The 23,237-nt window shown below is 73.7% G+C and carries 20 protein-coding genes; 14 read left to right on the top strand and 6 right to left on the bottom strand.

What is annotated here, in order from left to right:
• The first annotated feature begins 50 nt into the window (after positions 1 to 50).
• Positions 51 to 1,247 (top strand): CaiB/BaiF CoA transferase family protein, encoded by a 1,197-nt coding sequence (locus tag ACZ64A_RS28810; RefSeq protein ID WP_469814431.1) that lies wholly within the window; start codon positions 51 to 53, stop codon positions 1,245 to 1,247.
• Between the two features lie 10 nt (positions 1,248 to 1,257).
• Here the strand turns inward: ACZ64A_RS28810 and ACZ64A_RS28805 are convergent, their stop codons facing one another.
• The 3 genes from ACZ64A_RS28805 to ACZ64A_RS28795 form a co-directional block, all read right to left on the bottom strand.
• Positions 1,258 to 1,533, bottom strand: a complete 276-nt coding sequence (locus ACZ64A_RS28805; protein ID WP_469814430.1) for a hypothetical protein — start codon at positions 1,531 to 1,533, stop codon at positions 1,258 to 1,260.
• Between the two features lie 126 nt (positions 1,534 to 1,659).
• Entirely contained in the window at positions 1,660 to 2,466 is an 807-nt protein-coding gene (locus ACZ64A_RS28800; protein ID WP_469814429.1) for an anti-sigma factor, read from the bottom strand.
• Positions 2,467 to 2,506: 40 nt separating this feature from the next.
• Complete coding sequence (locus tag ACZ64A_RS28795; RefSeq protein WP_469814427.1) at positions 2,507 to 3,049, bottom strand: sigma-70 family RNA polymerase sigma factor; 543 nt, start codon at positions 3,047 to 3,049, stop codon at positions 2,507 to 2,509.
• 206 nt (positions 3,050 to 3,255) lie between these two features.
• On the opposite strand from ACZ64A_RS28795, the gene ACZ64A_RS28790 reads away from it, so the two are divergent.
• From ACZ64A_RS28790 to ACZ64A_RS28775, 4 genes are read left to right on the top strand one after another with little or no spacing between them, the layout of a single operon-like run.
• On the top strand, positions 3,256 to 4,797 hold the full coding sequence (locus ACZ64A_RS28790) for a DUF4331 domain-containing protein (protein WP_469814426.1): 1,542 nt from the start codon (positions 3,256 to 3,258) through the stop codon (positions 4,795 to 4,797).
• 32 nt (positions 4,798 to 4,829) lie between these two features.
• On the top strand, positions 4,830 to 6,269 hold the full coding sequence (locus ACZ64A_RS28785) for a tetratricopeptide repeat protein (protein WP_469814425.1): 1,440 nt from the start codon (positions 4,830 to 4,832) through the stop codon (positions 6,267 to 6,269).
• Positions 6,266 to 7,804 (top strand): HoxN/HupN/NixA family nickel/cobalt transporter, encoded by a 1,539-nt coding sequence (locus tag ACZ64A_RS28780; protein ID WP_469814424.1) that lies wholly within the window; start codon positions 6,266 to 6,268, stop codon positions 7,802 to 7,804. Before ACZ64A_RS28785 ends, ACZ64A_RS28780 begins: the two co-directional genes overlap by 4 nt.
• Positions 7,805 to 7,856: 52 nt before the next feature.
• Positions 7,857 to 9,467 (top strand): serine/threonine-protein kinase, encoded by a 1,611-nt coding sequence (locus ACZ64A_RS28775; protein ID WP_469814422.1) that lies wholly within the window; start codon positions 7,857 to 7,859, stop codon positions 9,465 to 9,467.
• Positions 9,468 to 9,492: 25 nt separating this feature from the next.
• On the opposite strand, the gene ACZ64A_RS28770 is transcribed toward ACZ64A_RS28775, so the two are convergent.
• On the bottom strand, positions 9,493 to 10,296 hold the full coding sequence (locus ACZ64A_RS28770; RefSeq protein ID WP_469814421.1) for an SGNH/GDSL hydrolase family protein: 804 nt from the start codon (positions 10,294 to 10,296) through the stop codon (positions 9,493 to 9,495).
• A 240-nt stretch (positions 10,297 to 10,536) separates the two neighbouring features.
• Between ACZ64A_RS28770 and ACZ64A_RS28765 the strand changes: the two genes are divergently transcribed.
• The 5 genes from ACZ64A_RS28765 to ACZ64A_RS28745 all read left to right on the top strand — a co-directional run bounded on the left by ACZ64A_RS28765 (position 10,537) and on the right by ACZ64A_RS28745 (position 17,783).
• Entirely contained in the window at positions 10,537 to 10,974 is a 438-nt protein-coding gene (locus tag ACZ64A_RS28765; RefSeq protein ID WP_469814420.1) for a hypothetical protein, read from the top strand.
• Positions 10,975 to 11,311: 337 nt separating this feature from the next.
• Complete coding sequence (locus tag ACZ64A_RS28760) at positions 11,312 to 12,160, top strand: glycosyltransferase family 2 protein (RefSeq protein ID WP_469814419.1); 849 nt, start codon at positions 11,312 to 11,314, stop codon at positions 12,158 to 12,160.
• Positions 12,157 to 13,191 carry a glycosyltransferase family 2 protein gene (locus tag ACZ64A_RS28755; protein ID WP_469814418.1) on the top strand — a complete coding sequence of 345 codons (1,035 nt, stop codon included), beginning with the start codon at positions 12,157 to 12,159 and terminating at the stop codon, positions 13,189 to 13,191. Before ACZ64A_RS28760 ends, ACZ64A_RS28755 begins: the two co-directional genes overlap by 4 nt.
• Positions 13,184 to 13,984, top strand: coding sequence for a polysaccharide deacetylase family protein (locus ACZ64A_RS28750; protein ID WP_469814417.1), 801 nt, complete (start codon positions 13,184 to 13,186; stop codon positions 13,982 to 13,984). Before ACZ64A_RS28755 ends, ACZ64A_RS28750 begins: the two co-directional genes overlap by 8 nt.
• The gene (locus tag ACZ64A_RS28745; RefSeq protein WP_469814416.1) at positions 13,977 to 17,783 is read left to right on the top strand and encodes a lipopolysaccharide biosynthesis protein; all 3,807 of its coding nucleotides are present in this window, start codon (positions 13,977 to 13,979) and stop codon (positions 17,781 to 17,783) included. The genes ACZ64A_RS28750 and ACZ64A_RS28745 overlap by 8 nt, the downstream gene beginning before the upstream one ends.
• 12 nt (positions 17,784 to 17,795) lie before the next feature.
• Here the strand turns inward: ACZ64A_RS28745 and ACZ64A_RS28740 are convergent, their stop codons facing one another.
• Positions 17,796 to 19,214: a GH39 family glycosyl hydrolase gene (locus ACZ64A_RS28740; protein WP_469814414.1), complete on the bottom strand. Its 1,419-nt coding sequence runs from the start codon at positions 19,212 to 19,214 to the stop codon at positions 17,796 to 17,798.
• Between the two features lie 116 nt (positions 19,215 to 19,330).
• On the opposite strand from ACZ64A_RS28740, the gene ACZ64A_RS28735 reads away from it, so the two are divergent.
• Both ACZ64A_RS28735 and ACZ64A_RS28730 read left to right on the top strand, forming a co-directional pair.
• Positions 19,331 to 20,440 (top strand): DUF5925 domain-containing protein, encoded by a 1,110-nt coding sequence (locus ACZ64A_RS28735; RefSeq protein ID WP_469814412.1) that lies wholly within the window; start codon positions 19,331 to 19,333, stop codon positions 20,438 to 20,440.
• A gap of 29 nt (positions 20,441 to 20,469) precedes the next feature.
• Positions 20,470 to 21,240, top strand: coding sequence for a DUF72 domain-containing protein (locus ACZ64A_RS28730; protein ID WP_469814411.1), 771 nt, complete (start codon positions 20,470 to 20,472; stop codon positions 21,238 to 21,240).
• 21 nt (positions 21,241 to 21,261) lie between these two features.
• Here the strand turns inward: ACZ64A_RS28730 and ACZ64A_RS28725 are convergent, their stop codons facing one another.
• Positions 21,262 to 21,639 (bottom strand): GntR family transcriptional regulator, encoded by a 378-nt coding sequence (locus ACZ64A_RS28725; RefSeq protein ID WP_469814410.1) that lies wholly within the window; start codon positions 21,637 to 21,639, stop codon positions 21,262 to 21,264.
• Between the two features lie 71 nt (positions 21,640 to 21,710).
• Here ACZ64A_RS28725 and ACZ64A_RS28720 point away from each other — a divergent pair, with 71 nt between their 5' ends.
• The gene (locus tag ACZ64A_RS28720) at positions 21,711 to 22,640 is read left to right on the top strand and encodes a GNAT family N-acetyltransferase (protein WP_469814409.1); all 930 of its coding nucleotides are present in this window, start codon (positions 21,711 to 21,713) and stop codon (positions 22,638 to 22,640) included.
• Complete coding sequence (locus ACZ64A_RS28715; protein ID WP_469814407.1) at positions 22,621 to 23,121, top strand: ribonuclease FAU-1 family protein; 501 nt, start codon at positions 22,621 to 22,623, stop codon at positions 23,119 to 23,121. Before ACZ64A_RS28720 ends, ACZ64A_RS28715 begins: the two co-directional genes overlap by 20 nt.
• Positions 23,122 to 23,237: the final 116 nt, after the last annotated feature.

The following is a 23,237-nucleotide window of genomic DNA, read 5'->3' as shown; positions in this document are numbered from 1 at the left end:
GAGCTGAATCACTGCTGACAAAGCGGGGGCAGCGGGTCATGATCCGGTCCATGGACCAGCTCCCGCTGCCCCTGGAGGGCATCACCGTCGTCGCCGTCGAGCAGGCCGTCGCGGCCCCGTTCGCCACCCGTCAGCTCGCCGATCTCGGCGCCCGGGTGATCAAGGTCGAGCGGATCGACGGCGGTGACTTCGCACGCGGCTACGACACGGCCGCGCGGGGCCTGGCCTCGCACTTCGTGTGGTGCAACCGGGGCAAGGAGTCCCTCGCGCTGGACCTGAAGGACCCGCGCGGCCTCGCCGTCGTGCGGCGCCTGGTCGCGCAGGCGGACGTGTTCGTGCAGAACCTCGCGCAGGGCGCCGCGGCCCGGCTCGGCCTGGACGCGGCCACGCTGTGCGCGCTTCACCCGCGGCTGGTCGCCGTGGACATCTCGGGGTACGGCGCGAGCGGCCCGTACGCGGACCAGCGGGCGTACGACATGCTCGTGCAGTGCGAGGCGGGGCTGGTGTCGGTGACCGGTACGCCGGAGCAGCCGGTGAAGGCGGGCATCCCGGCGGCGGACATCGCGGCCGGAATGTACGCCTTCTCGGGCGTGCTGGCGGCGCTGGTGCGACGCGGGGCGACCGGCCGGGGCGGTCCGGTGGAGGTCTCGATGCTGGAGGCGCTCGCCGAGTGGATGGGTCATCCGCTGCACCACGTCCTGCACGGCGGCACTCCCCCGGCCCGTACCGGTCTCGCGCACGCCGTCATCGCGCCGTACGACGCCTACCCGACGGGCGACGGCGGGCAGGTGCTGCTGTCGGTGCAGAACGACCGGGAGTGGCGGCGCCTGGCCGAACAGGTGCTGAAGCGGCCCGAGTTGGGGACGGACCCGGAGTTCGCGACGAACGCCGCGCGGGTCGCCCGCCGGGAGCGGACGGACGAACTGGTCGGTGCGGCGCTGGCCGAGCTGGGCACCGACGAGGCGCTGGCGCGGCTCCAGGCCGCGGGCATCGCCTGCGCGCGGCTGCGGAACGTGGTGGAACTGGCGGAGCATCCGCAGCTGGCGGCCCGTCAGCGGTGGCGTGAGGTGGGTTCGCCGGCCGGACCGCTGCGGGCGCTGCTGCCCCCGATCACGCTGCCGGGCGGGGCGGAGCCGCGGATGGGGGACGTGCCCGCGCTCGGCGAGCACACCGGGGCGGTGCTGCGTGCCGTGGGGATGACGGACGACGAGATCGCAGCGCTGCGCCGGGACGGTGTGGTCGCCTGAGCGCGAACCCTCAGTGCCGGTTGGTGCCGAACAGCGAACGGCGCAGCCGGCGCAGCGGGGCGAACAGCGAGACACCGCTCACCCGCGAGCGCCTGCCGGTACCGCCGCGTGCGGTGTCACGCGTCGTCAGTTCACGCATCAGCGAGGTCGCCTCGACCGTCTCGCGTTGCGGTATGGCGGGGCCGCCGAGCACCGAGAGGTGGCGGTCCAGACGCGAACTGGTCGCGCTGCTCCCGCAGGTGATCGCAGGGACCCTGGCCCTGCTGCGCATCGTTATCTGATCCATGTCACTCCCCACCCGTACGAGTCCACCCGGCCCGGGCAGGGTAACCCTATCGCCCCGGTGCGGCACTCGTGTATCGCGGCCACAGGATTCACCTTCCCCGTAAGGGGGTTGACGATGCCTCCCTGATTACTCTCCGAATCCGAGCGAATCCAGGGCGAGTTGGACAACCGGCTGACCGGTGGGCTGCGCCGAGCCACCGTCCGGCTCCACGGTTACAGCGAGTGATGTCGACGGCCGGGTGAGACCGGTCGCGACCAAGGGCGTGTCGCCGTCGATCAGCCCGAGGGAGCGGGGCCGTGCGCCGGGGCGCATGAGCCACAGCTGCCGGACGCGCCCGCCGGGCGGGGTGCCGTATCCGCGGAGCGTGATCACCGCCTGTCGCTCGGATACGGAAGCGATCACTCCGATCGTGCGGCCCTGGGCGTCCCGCCCGGTCGCCGACCGGGCGTCCGGCGCGGCCAGAACGTGGGCGATCTCACGTGCGCGGTCCCGCTCGGCGGCCAGCCGGTCCCCGGTCCGGCCGGCCTGGACGGCGAACAGCGAGGCGACGACGAGCGCGGCGGCGGCCGTCGCGGTGGCCAGCGGCACCAGCAGGGGGCGCGGCCGGGGCGCACGGGAGCGCGAAGGTGGCGGCTGCGTCCCCCATACGTGCGGGGGCAGCCGGGGCGAGCGGGCCGGTGCCGGTTCCTGCGGCGTGGCGCGTACGGCGGCCAGCACCCGTTCGCGCAGCGCGGGCGGCGCCGGGGCGGCCGCGGACCAGGCCAGCCGTACGGCGTCCTCGGCGAGGTCGCGCACCTCGGCGGCGCAGCGGGCGCAGCCGGCCAGGTGCTTGTCGAAGCGGACCCGCTCGGCGGCGTCGAGGGCGTCCAGGGCGTAGGGCCCGGCGAGCGAATGCGGATCACCACGCCGTACCAGGCGTCCGAACAGGCTCACAGGGCACCCTCCGGGAGGGAGAAGGTCCGCACGCGACGGGTCATGCCGTCCCCCCCAGGCACTCGCGCAGCCGGGACAGGCCGTCGCGCATACGGGTCTTGACCGTGCCCAGCGGCAGCGACAGACGGTCGGCGACCTCGCGGTAGGTGTATCCGTCGTAGTAGGCGAGGGTGACGGACTGGCGCTGAAGGACCGTCAGCCGGTCCAGGCAGCGGCGTACCCACTCCCGTTCGAGTCCGGCCTCGACCTCCTCGGTGACCTGGTCGAAGGCGGGCGCGGCGGCGCGCAGGGCCTCGCGGTGCTCGCGTTCGCCGGCCGCGCGGGCGCTGCGCACCCGGTCCACGGCCCGGCGGTGGGCGAGGGTGAGGACCCAGGCGAGGGCGCTGCCGCGCCGGGGGTCGAACCGGGCGGCGCAGCGCCACAGCTCCAGCAGCGCCTCCTGCGCCACCTCCTCCGCCTGGGCCGTGTCCCGCACCACCCGCCGCACCAGGCCGAACACCGGTCCGGACACCAGGCCGTACAACTCCTCGAAGGCCCGCTGGTCACCCCCCGCCACCCGCACCAGCAGCTCGTCCGCCGCCACCCGGTCCCCTTCTCGCCGGCCGCACCGGCCCCGTCCCCGCACTCCAGGCATCCGCACCGCACGCACCTCCGCAGGGGAGGTACGGATCGCGGGGGCGAAAACGCGGGTCGGGCGGGTGCCGAAAGAAATCCGCCGCCGGACCAATCCGCCGGCGCGGGCGCTGCGAAGACAAGGCGTCAGACAAGTCGGCACACAGGACGGACGGTATGGCACCCATCTCCAGCAGTGGCCTCTCCAGCAGTGGCCGGACGCGCGGCCCTCTCGCGGCGCTGATGTGCGGGGCGCTCGCGGCCGCCGGGCTCGCGGCGGCCGGCACCACCGCGCTGGCGCCGCGCGCGGCGCACGCCTCCAGCCACCGCGAGGCCCCGCTGATCTCCGGCACCCCGCAGTACGACAACACGGACCTGTACGCGTTCGTCAGCCCGGACCGGCCGGACACGACGACGCTCGTCGCCAACTGGATCCCGTTCGAGGAACCGGCGGGCGGCCCGAACTTCTACCCCTTCGCCGAGGACGCCCAGTACGACCTGCACATCGACAACGACGGTGACGCGCAGGGCGATCTGCTCTTCCGGTACACGTTCACCACGCACACGAAGAACAAGGCCACGTTCCTGTACAACACCGGCCCGGTCGACAGCCTCGACGATCCAGACCTGAACCTGACGCAGACGTACGACATCGATCTCATACGGATGAAGAACCACCACATGGCGTCGAAGACGAAGATCGCCGACGATGTGCCGGTGGCGCCGTCCGACGTCGGCAAGGCGTCCATGCCCCACTACGGCATGCTGCGCGACCAGGCCGTGCACAAGCTGCCGGGTGGCGCGGTGACGTTCGCCGGGCAGGCGGACGACCCGTTCTTCCTGGACCTGCGCGTCTTCGACCTGCTGTACGGCGGGAACCTGTCCGAGGTCGGCAACGACACGCTCAAGGGCTACAACGTCAACTCCATCGCCCTGCAGGTCCCCACCTCCATGATCACCGAGTCGGCCCACCAGCCGGTCGTCGGCATCTGGTCCACCACCCAGCGCAAGAACGCGCGCGGCCACTACACACAGGTCTCCCGGCTGGGCAACCCGCTGGTCAACGAGGTCGTCAACCCCCAGAAGGACAAGGACACGTTCAACGCCTCCGCTCCGGCGAAGGACGCCCGGTTCCTGAAGAACGTCACCGAGCCGGAGCTGCCCGAACTCATCGAGGGGATCTACAAGATCAAGGCACCGGCACAGCCGCGCAACGACCTGGTCGACGTCTTCCTCAAGGGCGTCCAGGGCCTCAACCAGCCGCCGCACGTCACCCCCGCCGAGGAACTGCGCCTGAACACCTCGGTGAAGCCCACCCTGCACCCCAAGCGGCTCGGTGTCCTCGACGGGGACACCGCGGGCTTCCCCAACGGCCGCCGGCTGACCGACGACGTGGTCGACGCCGCGCTCCAGGTCGTCGAGGGCGAGCTGGTGGGCTCCAAGAACGACCTGGGCGACGCGGTCGACGCCAACGACAAGGAGTTCGGCCACTCCTTCCCGTACCTGGCCCTGCCGACCGAGGGGTCGCGCGGACCGGTCGCCCAGGGCACGAGCGGCGGTGCGGACGTGCGCAGCCAGCTGGGCGACGCGCTGCGGCCCGCCGGAAGCACCACCAACACGACCCTGATCGCCGCGTCCGCCGCCTCGGGCGCCGCCGGCGTCCTGCTGATCGGCACCGCGCTGGCGTGGTGGCGGCGGCGCGTGCGGCGGCCGTACTGAACCCGGGACCCGGAACGGAGGGGACGGCGCCCGTGAGGGACGACGAGCTGCCTTACGACAGGCCACCGGCCGACGACAAGCCACCGACCGACGACGACAAGCCACCGGCCGACGACGACAACCTGCCGGACGACAAGCCCTTGGACTACGGGAGGACCGGCAGGCCGCGGCTCCGGTGGATCGCCGGGTGTGCCGTGCTGCTGGCCGTCGCGCTGACCGGAGGGAGCGTCGCGCTGGGCGGGACGCAGGACGGCGCGGGGACGAGCGTCGCCGCCGCGCCCGGCGCGGGGACCTCACCGGCCCTGCTGCGCGGCGGCGACCTGGACGCGGGGGTCCGGGCGCTGCAGGCCGGGCTGCGCGCCCAGCCACGGGACTTCACCGGCTGGGCGACCCTGGGCCTGGCGTACGTCGAGCAGGCGCGGACCACGGCCGATCCCTCCCGCTACCCGCAGGCGGCGCAGGCGCTGCGCCGCTCCCTGGCGCTGCGCCCGGGCAACGACGCCGCGCTGGCGGGCCGCGCCGCCCTCGCCGCGGCCCGGCACGACTTCGCCGGAGCCCTCGCCGACGCCGACCGCGCCCTGGCGCGGAACCCGTACAGCGAGCGCGCCCTGTGCACCCGTATCGACGCGCTCGTCGAACTCGGCCGGTACGACGAGGCGGCGCGGGCCGCCGACACGGCGGACGCGCGACGGCCGGGCGTGCCGGTGTTCACGCGGTACGCGTACGTGCGGGAGCTGCGGGGCGACGTGGCCACGGCCCGGCGGGTCCTGGAGCAGGCGCTCGCCGCGGCGACCGCGCCCGGCGACGTCGCCTACGTCGCCACCCAGCTCGGCCAGCTGGCCTTCGGCCAGGGCGACCACGCCGGCGCGCTGCGGCACTACGCCCGCGCGCTGGCCGCCGACGACGGCTACCTGCCGGCCCTGGAGGGCCGTGCCCGCACCCGGGCCGCCCTAGGCGACCGCACCGCCGCGATCCGCGGTCTGGAACAGGTCGTGGCCCGGGCCCCGCTGCCCGGTCCGCTCGTCGCACTCGGCGAGCTGTACGAGGACCGCGGCGACCGGGCCCGGGCGCGCGCGCAGTACGCCCTGGTCGACGCCTGGACGGCGCTGGCCCGCGCCAACGGGGTGGACGCCGACCTCGACACCGCGCTCGCGGCCGCCGACCACGGCGACAGGACGGCGGCCCTGCGCGCCGCCCGCGCCGAGTGGTCCCGCCGCCGCACGGTGCACACCGAGGACGCGCTCGCCTGGGCGCTGCACGTCAACGGGCGGGACACCGAGGCCCTGCCGCACGCCCGGCGGGCCCTCGCCACGGGGTACCGCAACGCCGCGTTCCTGTACCACCTCGGGACGGTCGAACGGGCCACGGGACACCGGGCCGAGGCGGACGCCCATCTGCGGGCGGCCCTGAAGCTGAACGCCGGTTTCTCGCCGCTGGGCGCCCGTGCCGCCCGCGCGGAGGTGGCCCGATGAGACGCCTCGTGTCCGGCGCCGCCGTACTGCTCGGCGCCTGCGCCCTGACCCTGCTGTCCGCGCCGGGCGCCGGGGCCCATCCCCTGGGCAACTTCACCGTCAACCGCTACGACGGCCTGGTCGCCGCCCCGGGCGCACTGCGCGTCGACCACGTCGAGGACCTGGCCGAGATCCCTGCGACCCAGGCCCGGCCGGAGATCGAACGGCTGGGCCTGAGCGGCTGGGCCCGCGCCCGGTGCGCCGATGCGGGGCACGGCAGCCGCGTCACCGTGGACGGCCGCCCGGTCGCCCTCGCCGTCGGCAGGGGCGTGGCCCGGGAGCGGCCGGGGCAGGCGGGGCTGCGGACGCTGCGCGTGGAGTGCCGGTTCACGGCTGTGCTGCCCCGGAACCGGGCCGTGGCCGTCGCGTTCCGCAGTGCCGGCGCCTCCTCCGGGCCGGGCTGGCGGGAGATCACCGCGCGGGGCGACCGGACGACGCTCACCGCGTCGGACGTGCCGCGGGAGTCCTCGTCGCGGGAACTGACGCGGTACCCACGGGAGTTGCTCTCCTCGCCGGCCGACACGTCGACCGCGGCCCTGCGGGTGCGGCCCGGCGGCCCCGCCCTCGCCACGGTCCCTCAGACGCAGGACGCGCCTGCCGCGTCGGTGCTGCCGCGGGGTGCCGACCGGTTCACGCGCGCTCTGGACGGCCTGGTCGCCCGGCACGACCTGACCGTGGGCTTCGCCGCCCTCGCCCTGCTCGTCGCGGCCGGTCTGGGCGCGCTGCACGCGCTCGCGCCGGGCCACGGCAAGACGGTGATGGCGGCGACGGCGACCGCCCGCGGCGGCCGGGCGCGGCTGCGGGACGTCCTGCCGCTCGCCGCGTCCGTGACGGTGACCCACACCCTCGGCGTGGTCGTCCTGGGCCTCCTGGTCACCGCGGGCTCCGCCGCGGCGCCCTCGGTGATCGCCTGGCTGGGCGTCGCGAGCGGCGCCCTGGTGACCGCCGCGGGCGTCACCCTCGTACGACGGGCCTGGCGCGACCGCGACCACGGCCATGGCCATGCCCACGGCCATGGTCATGGTCATGGTCATCATCACCACCATCACGATCACCCTCACGACGAGCCCGAGCCCGAGCCCGAGCCCGAGCACGCCCACGCCCACGCCCATGAGCACCGTCATCAGCACGCCGGGCGGGATCATCCGCGCTCCTCCCTCCGCGGCACGCTGCTGCTCGGCTTCGCCGGGGGGCTGGTGCCCAGTCCGTCGGCCGTGGTGGTGCTGGTCGGTGCGGCCGCGCTGGGCCGGGCGTGGTTCGGGCTGCTGCTGGTCGTGGCGTACGGCGCGGGGCTCGCCCTGACGCTGACCGCGGCCGGGGTGGCCGTGGTCCGGCTGGGCGGTACGGCGTCGCGGGCGCTGGGCCGGCGCCCGCGCTGGGCGGACGGCGCGGCCGCGGGGCTGATACGCCGGGCGGTTCCGCTGGGGTCGGCGTCCGTCGTGGTGGCGCTGGGCGCCGGATTGGTGCTCAAGGGGGCGGCAACGGCCCTCGGGTGAGCTACTTTCATGAAGGAGCAGGGATGTCCACCGGAGGCGAATGGGGGCGCCCGTGTCTTCAGAGCCGGGCCGTGAACGGCTGATCGCGGGTCGCTACCGTCTGCTGTCCCCGCTCGGGCAGGGCGGCATGGGCACGGTGTGGCGGGCCCGCGACGAGCTTCTGCACCGCGAGGTCGCCGTCAAGGAGGTGCGCGCCCCGGCCGGGCTGCCCGGCTCCGACGTGGAGCGGATGTACGCCCGCCTGGAGCGCGAGGCGTGGGCGGCGGCCCGGGTGACCAGCCGGAACGTGGTCACGGTGTACGACGTGGCCACCGAGGACGGCCGCCCGTGGATCGTGATGGAGCTGGTCCGCGGTATTTCGCTGGCCGAGCTGCTGGACGCGGAGGGGCCGCTGACGCCTCGGCGGGCCGCGCACATCGGCGCCGAGGTGCTGGCCGCGCTGCGGGCCGCGCACGACGTCGGGGTGCTGCACCGGGACGTGAAACCGGCGAACGTGCTGCTGGCCAACGACGGCCGGGTGGTGCTGACCGACTTCGGCATCGCGCTGGTCGAGGGCAGCTCGGCGCTGACGATGACCGGGGAGGTCATCGGCTCGCCCGAGTTCCTCGCGCCGGAGCGGGCGCTGGGCCGCCGGCCGGGCCCGGAGTCGGACCTGTGGGCGCTCGGTGTGCTGCTGTACGCGGCGGTCGAGGGTCACTCCCCCTTCCGCCACGACACCCCGATCAGCACGCTGCGCGCGATCGTGGACGACGAGCTGCCGCCACCGCACCGGGCCGGGCCGCTGGGCCCGGTGATCGCCGGGCTGCTGCGCAAGGACCCGGCCGAGCGGCTGCCGGCGGAGGCCGCCGAGCGGGACCTCCGGGTGATCGGGGCGGGCGGCGACCCGGGCGCGGCGACCGTGCCGGCCGGCGCGTACGCCCCGACGACGGTCGTCCACCGCGAGGAACGCCCCGGGGAGCACCGCGGGGAACCGGCGCCCACTCCCCCGCTGCCCGCGCCGGCACCCGCGTTCCAGGAGGAGCCCGGGCCGGACCGCCGCCGCCGTCGTGCCGCCGTGGTCGTCGCGGCGCTGGCCGTGCTCGCGCTGGCGGCCGGCGGGCTGACGTACGCGCTGCTGCACGCGCAGGGCGGCCACGGTGGCGGGAGTGCCGCGCCCACCACCGCACGGCGGACGCCGACTCCGACGACCGGTCAGCAGCACACCCGGCGGCAGGACACGCCGACGCCCACGCACAGCCGCAGCAGCGCGCCGCCGACGTCCTCGGCGCCGCCGCAGTCGGTCACGGTGACGGTGACGGGGACCCACACGGACTACACGGGCAGTTGCCCGCCGCCGGGCGCGCAGGCGCCGTCGTTCACGGCGACGTTCACGGTGGGGCGGCTGCCGGCGCAGGTGGAGTACCGGTGGGTGGCGCGGGACGGCGAGGTCACGCACACCGGGTGGAAGACCCTGTCGTTCCCCGAGGGCGGGGAGCGGACGCGGCAGGACCGGGTCAGCGTGACGACGTACGACCCGAGCGGCACGTACCGCAACGCGCTCGGGGTGGAGGTGCGCGCCCCGGTACGGGCCACGTCGAACCAGGTGCCGTTCTCGGTGACGTGCGTGGAGGAGACCCCGACGGGCGGGACCTCCCCCACGCCTTCGGCCTCCGAATCCCCGTGAGGAGTGAGGACTCGTCCGGCCGGCCTCAGGAGTTGGTCAGGACCGGCAGGTAGCCACCGGACTGGCCGGCGGCGGTGGGGTGGTAGGACTCGCCGATGCTGAGCCAGTTGACGCTGTGCAGCCAGGAGCTGCCGGAGCAGATCTCGTGGCCGGTGAACGTGGTGCGGACGTCGCCGAAGGTGAAGCCGTGGGCGGCGGCGCGGCGGGAGATGGCGGCGTCGATGTAGTCGGACGCGCCGTTGATGGCGGAGCGCTTGGTCTCGGACAGGCCGAGGCAGGCGGTGCCGAGCTTGTAGAAGCGGGGGTAGCCGAGGACGACGACGTGGGCGTTGGGGGCCTTGGAGCTGATCGCCGAGTAGACGGTGTCGAGCTTGCCGGGGAGCGTGGAGTCGACGTACGCCTTGGCGGTGTCGATGCGGGCGAGGCAGTCGCTGTCGGACTGGAGCACACAGGTCGTCATGACGTCGGAGAAGCCCGCGTCGTTGCCGCCGATGGTGATCGAGACCAGTCCGGTGGCGGTGCTGAGCGAGCCGATCTGATTCGCCATGACGTCATCCGTTCGGGCGCCCGAGCAGGCGACGAACGCGAACGACGAGGGGGCGTGGGCGGCGTTCCACAGGTAGGGGTACGCCTTCGTGCTGCGGTCGCAGTCACCGCTGGTGGAGATGTAGCTGCCGGCGCCCACACCGGAGGAGTAGGAGTCGCCGAGGGCCACGTAGCCGGTGGCCGCGGCGGTTTCGGAGGCCTGTGCCGCGCCGGCTCCGGCGAGGGCGGTGCCGGCGGCGAGGAGGAGTGAGCTGACGAATACGACAAGTCGGGAACGTCTCATGGAACCTCCCTTTAGCAGGATCTCTGCCGTAACCGTGGTACCAACTACGCGTGTTGACGGGAAGTGTCCATGTCAATTTTTTCCGGAAGCCTTCACAACCGGGTTCCGGCACTCCTCTGAAGGCCGCGCCTCGTTCGACCCCGAACGGATCGGCGCGCTGCCCGAGGCCGTCTTGACGCCCCGTCACGGCTGCGCGACATTGAAGCGGGGCATCCGGCGCTTCGGGGGGCAAAGTCGCCCATGCAGACCATCCGTATCACGACAGGTTCGACGGCTTCGGGGGACGAAGCGGGCAGAGCGGGGTCAGGACCGGGGAGGGACCTGACACCGCTGCTCACGGGTGCCGCGGTCGCGGTCGCCGGGGCGGCGCTCGCGCTCATGGACGCGGACACACCGCTGCGCGGCCCGTGCACCGCCTTCTTCCTGCTCGTGGCTCCGGGCTGTGCCATCGGCGCCGCCCTGCGCGGGCTGGATCGGTTCGGTCGCACCCTGGGCGCCGTTGCGGGTGCGATCGTTTCCAACATGCTGGTGGCCCAGGGCATGCTCGCCGTGCACCGCTGGTCGGTGCACGGCGGCGTCATCGCCGTGACCGTGCTCAGCGTCCTCACGCTCACCCTGGTGAAGGTCCGGCGCCGGCGCGACCGGGCGGAGGCAACGGGCAAACCGTCAGCATCGTGAGATCTGCTTCAGGTCTTGCCATAGAGGTTCAACCGTAAATATCGTCATACATCTCACTCGCAACGGTCCGTCAGCACGCGGCTCATGGGGAGGGCTCAGGACCGCGACGTTCCGGGGCGGGGGCGCGGTAGGGGGGTGCTCGGTGACCGCTCATGTGACCGAGTCGTGCCGCGCGACCGGCTGCCGCCCGACCGCGGCGGCCCGGCCAGCTTTACCAGCTCACCCACGAAGACCAGGCGTCGTGACGCCCTTTCGTGCGTGAGGACCCCCCTTTCGAACCGGACACACAGCGGCCGCCCAGGGGCGGGCGGTCCGCCGGACGAGAGGGACACCGACCATGAGTTCCGTTCTGCCTTCGCCCAGTGAAACCGCGCGCGCTGCCGACGAGGCCGCCGGGCACACCGCGGGCGCCTACCGGCCGATCTCCTCGCATCTGGCCATCACCCCGCCGGTGAGCGTGGTGATACCGGCCATGAACGAGGCGGAGAACCTGCCGTACGTCTTCAAGACCCTGCCCGACTGGATCCACGAAGTCGTCCTGGTGGACGGCAACTCCACCGACGACACCGTCGAGGTCGCCCGTGACCTGTGGCCCGGCGTCAAGGTCGTGCGCCAGCACGGCAGGGGCAAGGGGGACGCCCTCATCACCGGGTTCGAGGCGGCGAGCGGCGACATCATTGTGATGGTCGACGCCGACGGCTCCGCCGACGGCAACGAGATCGTCTCCTACGTCTCCGCCCTCGTCTCCGGCGCCGACTTCGCCAAGGGCTCCCGGTTCGCCAACGGCGGCGGCACCGACGACATGACCTTCGTCCGCAAGCTGGGCAACTGGGCGCTGTGCACGGCCGTCAACCGCAAGTTCGGGGCGCGCTACACCGACCTGTGCTACGGCTACAACGCCTTCTGGCGGCACTGCCTGGACAAGATCGAGCTCGACTGCACCGGCTTCGAGGTCGAGACGCTGATGAACATCCGCGTCGTCAAGGCCGGCCTGAAGGTGCAGGAGATCCCCAGCCACGAGTACCTGCGCATCCACGGCGCCAGCAACCTGCGGGCCGTCAGAGACGGGCTGCGGGTGCTGAAGGTGATCCTGAAGGAGCGCTCCAACCGGCGTGAGCTGCGCCGCCGGGAACGCCGGTCGCCGCTGCCCGGCACGGCCGGCCCGGGGCGGGGAGAGGCGTCTTGAACGCACCGGGCAGTTCCTCGCGCGCACCGGGCATCTCGGTCGTCGTCTGCGTGTACACCGAGGACCGCTGGGAGGACATCCTCGCGGCGGTCTCCTCGGTCGCCGCCCAGTCGTACCCGGCCCTGGAGACACTGCTGGTCGTCGACCACAACGCGGCCCTGTACGACCGGCTCGCGCACGAGTACAAGGAGACGCCCCGGGTCCGCGTCCTGGCCAACGCCGGGCCGCGGGGCCTGTCCGCCGGGCGCAACACCGGCATCGCCGCCGCCCGCGGCGAGGTGATCGCCTTCCTCGACGACGACGCCGTCGCCGAACGGGACTGGCTGGGCTACTTCGCGCACGGGTACGCGGACCCGCGGGTGATGGCGGTCGGCGGCCGTACCGTGCCGGTGTGGGCGTCCGGGCGGCGGCCGGCCTGGTTCCCGGAGGAGTTCGACTGGGTCGTGGGCTGCGCCTACAAGGGGCTGCCGCGCGGACGCGCCCGGGTGCGCAACGTGCTGGGCGGCAACGCCTCCTTCCGGCGTACGGCCTTCGACGCGGCGGGCGGCTTCGCCACCGGCATCGGCCGCGACGGCGACAGACGGCCGCTGGGCTGCGAGGAGACCGAGCTCTGCATCCGGCTCGGCCGGGCCCGGCCCGACGCGGTGCTGCTCCTCGACGACCGTGCCGTCATCCACCACCGGGTACCGAGGACACGCGAGCACTTCTCCTACTTCCGCGCCCGCGCCTACGCCGAGGGCCTGTCCAAGGCGCTGGTGGCCCGAAGCGTCGGCGCGGGCAAGGGGCTGGAGTCCGAACGCCGGTACACCACCCGGGTGCTGCCCGCCGGCATCGCCCGCGGCCTGCGCGACGCCCTGCTGGGCAGGCCCGGCGGCGCGGCCCGGGCCGGCGCCATCGTCGCCGGGGTGCTCACGGCTGCCGGCGGCTACGTCGTCGGCAGCGCACGGGCGCGACGCGGTGCGGTGACGTTCTCGTCGGGGCCGATCGAGGAAACCTCCGCGGGACGGGGCGGTGGTGGCACCGATGTCTGAGCGGAGCGTGCCGATCCTCATGTATCACTCCGTCACCGCCGCGCCCAACGACGCCACCCGCGCCCTGTCGGTGACGCCGCAGGCGTTCGCCGGGCAGATGGCGGTCGTCGACGAGCTGGGCCTCACCCCGGTGACCGCGGCTCAGCTGGCCGCGCACTGGCGCTCCGGCAGCCCGCTGCCGAGGCGGCCGGTGCTCATCACCTTCGACGACGGCTACGAGGGCGTGCACCGGCACGCCCTGCCCGTGCTGGCCGGGCACGGCTTCCCGGCGACCCTGTTCGTCTCCACCGGCTGGCTGCGCGGCGAGCACGACACGGGCGGCGGCCTGGACACCATGCTCGACTGGGACCAGGTGCGCGCCCTGCACCGGGCCGGGGTGGAGATCGGCGGCCACAGCCACACCCACCCGCAGCTCGACCAGCTGGGCGACGACGACCTGGAGCGCGAACTGACCCGCTGCCGGGACATCGTCGCCGGGGAACTGGGCGCGCCGCCGTTGTCGTTCGCCTACCCCTACGGCTACTCCAGCCGCCGGGTGCGGCAGGCGGTGCGCCGGGCCGGGTACGCCCAGGCGCTCGCCGTGGGCAACGCCCTCGCGCGGCGCCGCCAGGGGCCGTACGCCCTGCACCGGGTGACCGTGCGCCGGGTCACGGGGGCCGACGAGTTCGAGCGGCTGCTGCAGGGCCGCGCGATCGCCCGTACGTATCTCGGGGACCGGGCCCTGACCAAGGGGTTCGCGATGGTCCGCAGAGCCCGCCAGATCCGCCGGAAGGCCAGCAGATCCCGTGTCTGACACGACGACCACGACCACACCCCAGGAAGCGTCGAGCGAGCCGCGGCCGCCGGGACGCCGGATGCGGCTGCCCGGGTGGGGCCGGTTCCCGGGCGGCGGCAGTCAGCTGTTCCGCAACGCGTACGCGCTGATGCTGAACACCGGGATCTCCGCGGTGCTCGGGCTCGGCTTCTGGCTGGCCGCCGCCCGCTGGTACGACGCGTCGGCCGTCGGGCAGGGCTCCGCGGCGATCGCCGCGATGAAACTCCTCGCGGGGCTGACCGCGGTGACGCTCACCGGCGCCCTCGCCCGCTTCATCCCGGTCGCCGGGCGCACGACCGGCCGGCTCGTCTTCCGTACGTACGCGGGCAGTTCGGTCGTGGTGGCGCTGGCGGCCGGGGTGTTCCTGCTCACCCTGGACGTGTGGGGGCCGTCGTACCGCTTCCTGCACGGCACCCTCAACGGGCTCGGTTTCGTCGCCGCCGTCATCGCCTGGAACGTGCTCACCCTGCAGGACGGGGTGCTCACGGGGCTGCGCAGCGCGCTGTGGGTGCCGGTCGGCAACACCGTGTTCTCGGCCGTCAAACTCGCTCTGCTGGTCGCGTTCGCGGTGGCGATCCCCACCACCGGCGTGTTCGTCTCCTGGGTCGCCGCGATCGCCTTCTCGGTGCTGCCGCTGGGCTGGCTGGTCTTCCGCCGCCTGGTGCCCCGGCACGTGGCGGCCACCGCGCAGCGCGCGCAGCCGCCGTCGCTGCGGGAGATCGGGCGCTTCCTGGCCGGCGACTACACCGGTTCGCTGTTCTCCCTCGCGGTCGTCTACCTCGTCCCGGTGATCATCGCCTCGCAGGTCAGCTCCCGGGACAACGCGTACTTCTACATCACCACCACCATCGGCGGCACCTGCAACCTGCTCGCCATCAACATGGGCGCCTCGCTCACCGTGGAGGGCTCCCACGACCCGGGCCGGCTCGCCGCCGACACCCGGGCCGCTCTGCGGCGCATGGCCCGGATCATGCTGCCGGTCGCCGGGGTGCTGTTCGCCGGCGCGCCCTGGATCCTCGGCGTCTTCGGCCCCGGCTACGCCGACGCGGCGACCCCGCTGCTGCGCTGGTTCGCCGTGGGCGCGGTGCTGCGGGTCGTGATGGAGACGTACTTCGCGGTGCTGCGCGCGCAGAGCCGCACCGCCGGACTGGCCTGGCTGCAGGGCCTGCTGTGCGTGCTCGTGCTCGGCCTGACGCTGCTGCTCCTGCCGCGCATGGGCCTGACGGGCGCCGGGGTCGCCGAGATCTCCTCGCTCGCGGTGATCGTCGCGATCGCCGCGCCGAAGCTGTACCGGACGGTGAAGGCGCACCCGTCCCTGCCCGACACGGCCGCCCCCGACGGCGACCTCGCCGACCTGGGCGCCGGCGAGGTGAGCGTCGACGTCCGGGCGCGCCGGCCCGCCTGGTCGCTGGACAAGGACACCCTCGCCATGGGTGTGCACGTCGACTTCGACCACCTGGAAAGGCGGCCCGACGTCCGGCCCGGTCCCGGCACTCCCCCGGCGGGCACGCCGCTCGTGCCGGAACGGGCGCTCGGTCTGCCGGTGGAGACGCGTGAGCCCGGGTCGGACGCCTCGCTCGGGCCCGCCGAGATCGACGCGCCGTTCGAGGAGGTCTTCGACGCCGGGTTCGGCGAGCCGGAGACGGACGGGACGTTCGCGCAGGGAGAGGAAGCCGCCGTACGACCGGAAGCGGCCGTTGCCCCGGGGGATGTGGCGTCCGGAGAGCCGGTGCCGGACGAGCCGTCCCCGGCGCGTGGGCGCCTGATGCCGACCCGTCCCGGCCTGGTCCTCGGCTGTCTGCTCGTCGCCGCGCTGCTGCTGTACTGGGTGCCGGCGTCGCGGCTCGGCGACGCCGACCTGGACCGCATGGGCGGGCTGGGGCTGGTCTCGGTGCTGCCGGTGCCGACGCTGGCCGGGGCGGCGCTGCTCGTGACCGTCTTCGCCTCGCTGCTGTGGCTGGGCCGGGAACACAAGGGCCTGCTGCTGGTCACGCTGCTCGCGACGGTCGTGTCGCTGCACGCGCTGCCGGCCGTGATCGAGAGCCAGCCGCGTTTCCCGACGGCCTGGCAGCACCTGGGCTTCCTGGACTACATCGACCGCACCGGCTCCGCCGTCCCGGACCTGGACGCCCGCTGGAGCTGGCCGGGCTTCTTCGCGGCGGCCGCGTTCGTGCTGAAGGCGTGCGGGGTCACGGACGTCACCGAGGTCATCCGCTGGTGGCCGACCGCGATCCAACTGCTCTATCTCGCGCCGATGTTCCTGCTGGTGCGCTCGATGCGGGCGAGCTGGCGGGCGAAGTGGACCGGCGTGTGGATCTTCTTGCTGGGCGGCTGGGTCGGCCAGGACTACTTCTCCCCGCAGGGCTTCACCTATCTGCTGTATCTGATGTTCGTGGCGATCCTGCTGGTCTGGTTCCGCGCCCCGCGCGTGCTGTGGACGACGTACCGCCCCGGCGAGGCCGAGGTGGAGCCCACGAACCGCCGTCAGCGGGCCGTCCTGCTCGGGGTGCTGATCGGCCTGTACGCGGCGAGCGTGCCGGCCCACCAGCTCACCCCGTTCGTGATGCTGGGCGTCCTGGCCGCGCTGGTGGTGGCCGGCAGGTGCGAACTGCGCGGCCTGCCGCTGCTGTGCGCCGTCCTCGTCGCGGTGTGGGTCGGCTTCATGGCCGAGCCGTACTGGTCGGGCCACTTCGACGACCTGTTCGGCGGGGTCGGCGGGGTCGGCAGCAACGTCTCCTCGTCCGTCTCCGGCCGCATCGGAGGCGGCAGCTCCACGCACAAGCTGGTGCTGTACACGCGGGTGGCGCTGGCCGGCGGTGTGCTGGCGGCCGCCTGCTGGGGCTGGTGGCGGCGGCGCGAGCACCGCTACCGGGAGCGGTCGCTGCCGCTGCTCACCTTCGTACCGTTCCTGGGCTTCGGCATGCAGTCCTACGGCGGTGAGATGGCGCTGCGCGTCTTCTTGTTCGCCCTGCCCGGCGCCGCCCTGCTCGGGGGGCTCGCCCTGTTCCCGCGCACCGGTGTCACCGCGAAGGAGCGGGAGAAGGACCGGGTCAGCCTCGCCCCGCTGGCCGCGCTGCTGGCGGGGCTGCTGCTGGTCGGCGGCTTCCTGGTGGCCCGGTGGGGCAACGAGCCCTTCGAGCGGACCCGGGTCGGCGAGGTCGCCGCCATGGACTGGGTGTACGCCCACGACGATCCGACTCTCCGGCTGCTGTGGCTGACCAGCGACCCCGTGAACGACGTGACACCGGCGCTGCCGTGGGGCGCGAAGGACATGGAGAAGGTCGCCTATGTGCCGACGCTCGCGCCGAGCGACCCGGTGCTGGTGTCCGGGCTGGTGAAGGCGCTGAAGGACGCGGGCCCGAACTCGTATCTGATGATCAGCCGCAGTCAGGTCACCTATCTGCAGCTGGACGTCGGCTACTCGGCGACCTGGCAGCCGCGGCTGATGCAGAACCTCGACAAGCGGCCCGAACTTGCGAAGGTGTTCGCCGACGCGGACGCGACCCTGTACGCCCTGCGCGGGCGGTCCGCCGGCCAGGTGCCCAGGGCCGAGCCGGGCCCGATCGGGCCGCAGATCACGTGGACGCCGTGGTCGGTGGTCGGTGCGCTCGCCGCCGTCGCGCTGATCCTGCTGCTCGGCGCGCGCGAGGTGGTCCGGGTCGCGGCACGGCCGGGCGTGCGGCGGCTGCGGTGGCTGCAGAGCACGTTCTGGTTCGCGCTGCCGCTGCTGGCGGTGGTGTTCGCGTCGCTGGTGCAGCGGTTCTGGACGATGAAGTGAGGGCCGGGTGGCTCAGCGGGAGAGCCACTTCAGCCCGTACGCCGGCAGGTCGAAGCGTCTGCCGTCGACCTCGGCGCTGACCGGGCGGTCCAGGGTGTTGACGGCCAGGACCGTACGGTCGCTCGCCAGGACGCGGACGTGGGGGACGTCGTCCGGGGCGACCCGCACGGTGGTGCAGCGGGTGCCCGGCGGGAAGGCCGCGGCGAAGCGGGAGAGCAGCTCGTACATCGGCAGGGCGGCGCCGCCGGCCGCGGTGCCGGTGGGCGTCCACAGGCAGCCGGGGCAGGCGGAACCCTGCTCCTTCTGCGGGTTCCAGTAGAAGCCGGAGGACGCGCCGCCCTTGACCAGCGCGATCATCCCGGCGGCCTGCACGGCGACGCGGCGCTGCTCCGGCCAGCCCGTGCGCTCGTCGGCGGCGTCGGCCGGTTCAACGTAGTACTCGGCCCACCACAGCGGCAGGCCGCCGGTCTGCTGCCGCACCCAGCGGCCGACCGCCGTGAACTTGTCGGTGGCGGTGAACTCGTCCGGCAGCAGCTCGTCGTCGTTGGTGTAGCTGGAGCCGTCCACGACGACGAAGTCGGCGCCCGCCTTGTGCCGGTTCCAGTACGTGAAGGCGTCCAGGACCCGCTGGTCCATGGCACCCCACGGCCCGGTGAAGGTCTTCGAGGCCTCCGCCGCGCGCGGGTCGAGGCTGTCCATCACCAGATAGGGGCCGCCGACCATGATGTCCGGGCGGGTCTTCTTCAGCGCCTCGTACACGAGGTTGTACATGCGCGTGTAGCCCTCGTAGTCCCAGCGGGCCCGGCCGTCGTTCCAGAACCCCTTGAACTCGTTCCAGACGAGGAAGTGCTTCACGTCCGGGTAGCGCTTGGCGACGGTCGCGGCGAGCGCGGCGAAGTCGGCGTAGTGCTCGGGGCGCGGCGCGGTCTCCAGCGCCGCCTGGCTCCAGTCGGTCCGGTCCGCGCCGGGCACGCCGCCCTTCATCCAGTCGGGGGCGCAGCACAGGGTGATGACGGGAGTCGTACCGGAGGCACGCATGAAGTCGACGCGGCGGTCGAGGGCGGCGAAGTCGTAGCGGCCCGGCACCGGTTCGGGGTTGTCGGCGCCCCAGCCCATGAGGGCCTGGTTCTGCGGCAGCCGGCTGCCCTTCAGCCGGTCCCGTACGCGGGCCACGGCGGCCGGGCTGCCCTGGTCGGCGCTGAACTGTGTGTGCGTGAAGCCCCAGCCGACGTCCGGGCCCGCAGGGCCGCCCGGGCTCAGGGGCGTGCCGTGCACCTTGTCGCCGTCGGGTGTCGTACCCGCCGTGCCGCCGCCGCCCGGGAGTGTGCTGATCAGCGTCAGGATCAGGGCGAGCGCCGCCGCGCCCACGCCGAGCAGCGCGGTGACCTTCCACCGCAGTTCCCCCGAATTCCACCCATGACGTCCCCCCACGAGGGCAACAGTAACGGCGGCCGCAACGGGTGGAAACCACGTGCAGTCGGCCTCCTGCGGAGAATCCGGGAGGAAACAGGGTGCACGGCGGGTCCCGGTGCCGGATCATGGGCGCCATGCCTGCACACCCGCACGACGCCCTGCCGATCCGGCTCACCGTCGACGACTCCGACTCCCCTTCCGACGTCGTCGACGCGCTGTTCCTCGGCCGCTTCGCGACGGGCGAGCAGCCGTACGCGCACGCCGCGAACATCGACCGGGTGCGCTCGGGCGCGACGCTGCTGCCGCCGGGCTCACGGGTGCTGCGCGTGGCCCGCGACGACGACCGCAGCGCCACCCTCGCCGAGGGCGACGGCTGGACGCTGCTGGTCTCCCGCTGGAGCCGGGGCGCCGATGTGACGGTGACCGCCACCAGCGCCGAACTGGCGCAGGAGGTCCTCGGCCGCGCCACGGACGGCGCCGCGGACGAGCCCGAGCCGCAGCCGGAGAACGTCACCATGGGCTTTTGGTACGTCTCCCCGCGCCGCGGCCCGCACCGCACGACCCGGCAGATCTCCGCGGGCACCTGGCAGGAGGTCCGGGAGAACTACACGGCGCCGGTCGCCGAGGCGATGGACCGCCTGATGAAGACGACACCCGAGGACATCGCGGGGCGGCTGCTGTTGCTGCACGGCCCGCCCGGCACCGGCAAGACGTCCGCGCTGCGCACGCTGGCCCGCTCGTGGCGGGACTGGTGCCAGGTGGACTGCGTGCTGGACCCGGAGCGGCTGTTCTCCGACGTCGGCTATCTGATGGACATCGCGATCGGCGAGGAGGACGCGGCGGGCAAGGGCCGCTGGCGGCTGCTGCTCCTGGAGGACTGCGACGAGCTGATCCGCGGCGAGGCCAAGCACACGGCGGGCCAGGCGCTGTCCCGGCTGCTGAACCTGACGGACGGGCTGCTCGGGCAGGGCCGCAACGTCCTGGTCGGCGTCACCACCAACGAGGATCTGGAACGGCTGCACCCGGCGGTGGTGCGCCCGGGCCGCTGTCTGGCGCGGATCGAGGTCGGCCGGCTCACCCGGCCGGAGGCGGTGGCCTGGCTGGGCGGCGAGGCGCAGGGCCGGGAGAGCGAGGTCGGCCGGGAGGGGGCGACGCTGGCGGAGCTGTACGCGCTGCGCCGGGGCTCCTCCCCCACGGCGGTACCGGAGCCGCGGGGCGGGGCGGACGCGGGGCTGTACCTGTGAGGCCGTGACAGGGGTGCTTTGATGGGGGTATGACCCTCTTCGTCGGCACGTCGGGCTGGCAGTACCGGGACTGGCGGGACGTGCTGTACCCGTCCGGCCTGCCGCAGCGGCTGTGGCTGGAGGAGTACACGGGCGCCTTCGCCACGGTCGAGGTGAACAACGCCTTCTACCGGCTGCCCGCGCGGGAGACCTTCGAGGCGTGGGGTGCGCGGGTGCCGGCGGATTTCGTGGTCGCGGTCAAGGCGAGCCGGTACCTGACCCACATCAAGCGGCTGAAGGAGCCCGAGGAGCCGGTGCACCGGCTGATGAGCCACGCCGCGGGTCTCGGTGAGCGCCTCGGCCCGGTCCTGCTCCAGCTGCCGCCGACGCTGCGCGCCGACCCCGGGCTGCTGGACGCCTGCCTGGCCTGCTTCCCGGCGGGCACCCGGGTCGCGGTGGAGCCCCGGCACGATTCGTGGTGGACGCCCGAGGTGCGCGCGGTGCTCGAGTCCCGGGGCGCGGCACTGTGCTGGGCGGACGTCCTGGCCCGACCTGTCACCCCGCTGTGGCGCACCACCGGCTGGGGGTACGTCCGCTTCCACCAGGGCCGCGCGGCGTCCTGGCCGCACTACGGCCGCCGCTCCCTGGAGACCTGGGTGGACCGCGTCGCGACGACCTGGTCGGACGAGCACGACGTGTACGCCTACTTCAACAACGACCCGAACGCGGCGGCGGTGACGGACGCGGAGGTCTTCGCACGGGCGGCCCGGAGGGCGGGGCTGACGGTGACCCGCACACCGGGACTGGTGCACCGGCGCTGACAGCGACGCCGTCAGCGCCGCTCAGGCCCCTGTGCTCCCGTGGGCCGCGCGCAGGGCGTCCCGTACGGCTTCCAGCGCCGCGTCCTCCGTGAGGCCGAGCCGGCGGGCCCGCTCGACGTACGCCTGCGCGGCGGCGGCGAGTTCCCGTTCCGCGGCCGAGCCGGCGGCGGCCACGTACGTGCCGTGCCGGCCGCGCGTCTCGATCACGCCGTCGGCCTCCAGCGCCCGGTAGGCCTTGGCCACCGTGTTCACGGCCAGCCCCAGCGACTCGGCGAGGCCGCGCACGGTCGGCAGCCGGTACCCCACCGGCAGCGCGCCCGAGCGCGCCTGTTCGGAGATCTGCGCCCGCACCTGTTCGTACGGCGGCGCACTGTCATCGATGCGGATCTTCAGGCTCACGGGCCGATTGTCCCGTACCCGCCGGAAAATGAGAGGCATCCGCCCCCGTCCGGCCCGTAGCGTGCGCCCCCATGACAGTGATCGTCCGTGACCTGCGTCCCGAGGTCCGGGCGGACCTCGAAGGGTTCGCCCGGGTCCGCCATGCCGCCCTGCCCTACATCCTGTTCACCGCCGATTCCGTGCGGCACAACCTGGCCCACATGCCGGCGGCCGCCCACTTCGCGTCGCTGGTCGCCGAGGAGGACGGGGAGGTGATCGGCACCGCCCAGGTGGGACTGGCCCACGAGAGCGCCGAGCCGGGCCAGGGCTTCGTCAACGTCTATGTGCACCCGGACCGCGTCCGCCGCGGCGCGGGCGGCCTGCTGGTGCGCGCGGCGGAGGAGTACCTGGCGGGCCTCGGGGCGGTCAGGCTGTTCGCCTGGGTGCTGGACGAGCCGGCCAACCGCGCCTTCGCCGAACGGCACGGCTACCGCAGCAGCCGTTCCGCGCACTTCCTGCGCCGTGATCTGGTGGACCCGGTGCTGCCGCCGGTGCCGGCACTGCCGCCGGGCGTGGAACTGCGCACGGCAGCCGACTTCGCCGACGATCCACGCCCGGTGTTCGAACTGGACGCGGAGACCATGGCCGACGAACCGAGCGACGTGGACTCCTCGGTGTCGGAGTACGCGAGCTGGACCGAGCACTACTGGAAGCATCCGCTGCTGGACAAGGACCTGACCGTCGTCGCGGTCGCCGAGGGCCGTCCCGCGGCCTTCAGCGTGGCGTACACCGACGGCCGGGGCGGCTACTTCACCGCGATGACCGGCACCGCCCGCGCCTTCCGCGGCCGGGGCCTGGCCAAGCTGGCGAAGATCGCGTCCCTGCACCGAGCCCGGGCGGCCGGCTGCACACAGGCCTTCACCGGCAACGACACCGGAAACGAACCGATGCTCGCGATCAACAAGTGGCTCGGGTACGACATCTGCGCGACGGAGGTCAGGTATGTCCGCGAACTCGGCTGACGGCACCCCCCAGGTGGACGTGGTCCTCGTCAAGGCGGGCCGTACGAAGATCCGTTACCCGGCGGAGCTGCTCGCCGACGACGGCGTCCGGATCACCGTGCGGGCGCCCTGGGCCGGGGACGGGGTCCGCGACTTCGGCTTCGTGCGCTTCGAGGCGGGGGACGTGTTCACGGAGGTCTACTGGCGGGACCGCTGGTACTCGGTGAAGGAGGTCCGCGACGCCTCGGGCGCAGTGAAGGGCTGGTACTGCGACATCACCCGCCCGGCCACGCTGACCGGTGACGAACTCGTCGTGGAGGACCTCGACCTGGACCTGTGGCGGTCCGCCGACGGCCGTGACGTACGCCGGCTGGACGAGGACGAGTTCGCGGCGAGCGGCCTCGCGCAGTCCGATCCCGAGGCGGCGGCCGCGGCGGTGGCCGCCCTCGACACGCTGGAGGCCCTGGCCCGCGGCGACCGCTTCACCGACCTGCTCGCCTAGCCGCTGCCCGGACCGGGCTCACCGGGTCGCCGCACGGCCCCGGTCGCCCCGTCGCTTCACGGGCCCCCTCGCCCGGTCGCTTCACGGGCCCGCTCGCCCGTCGTTTCACGGACCCG

Source organism: Streptomyces sp. NPDC104814 (assembly GCF_055583185.1).
This window is presented reverse-complemented; position numbering and strand designations above follow the sequence as displayed.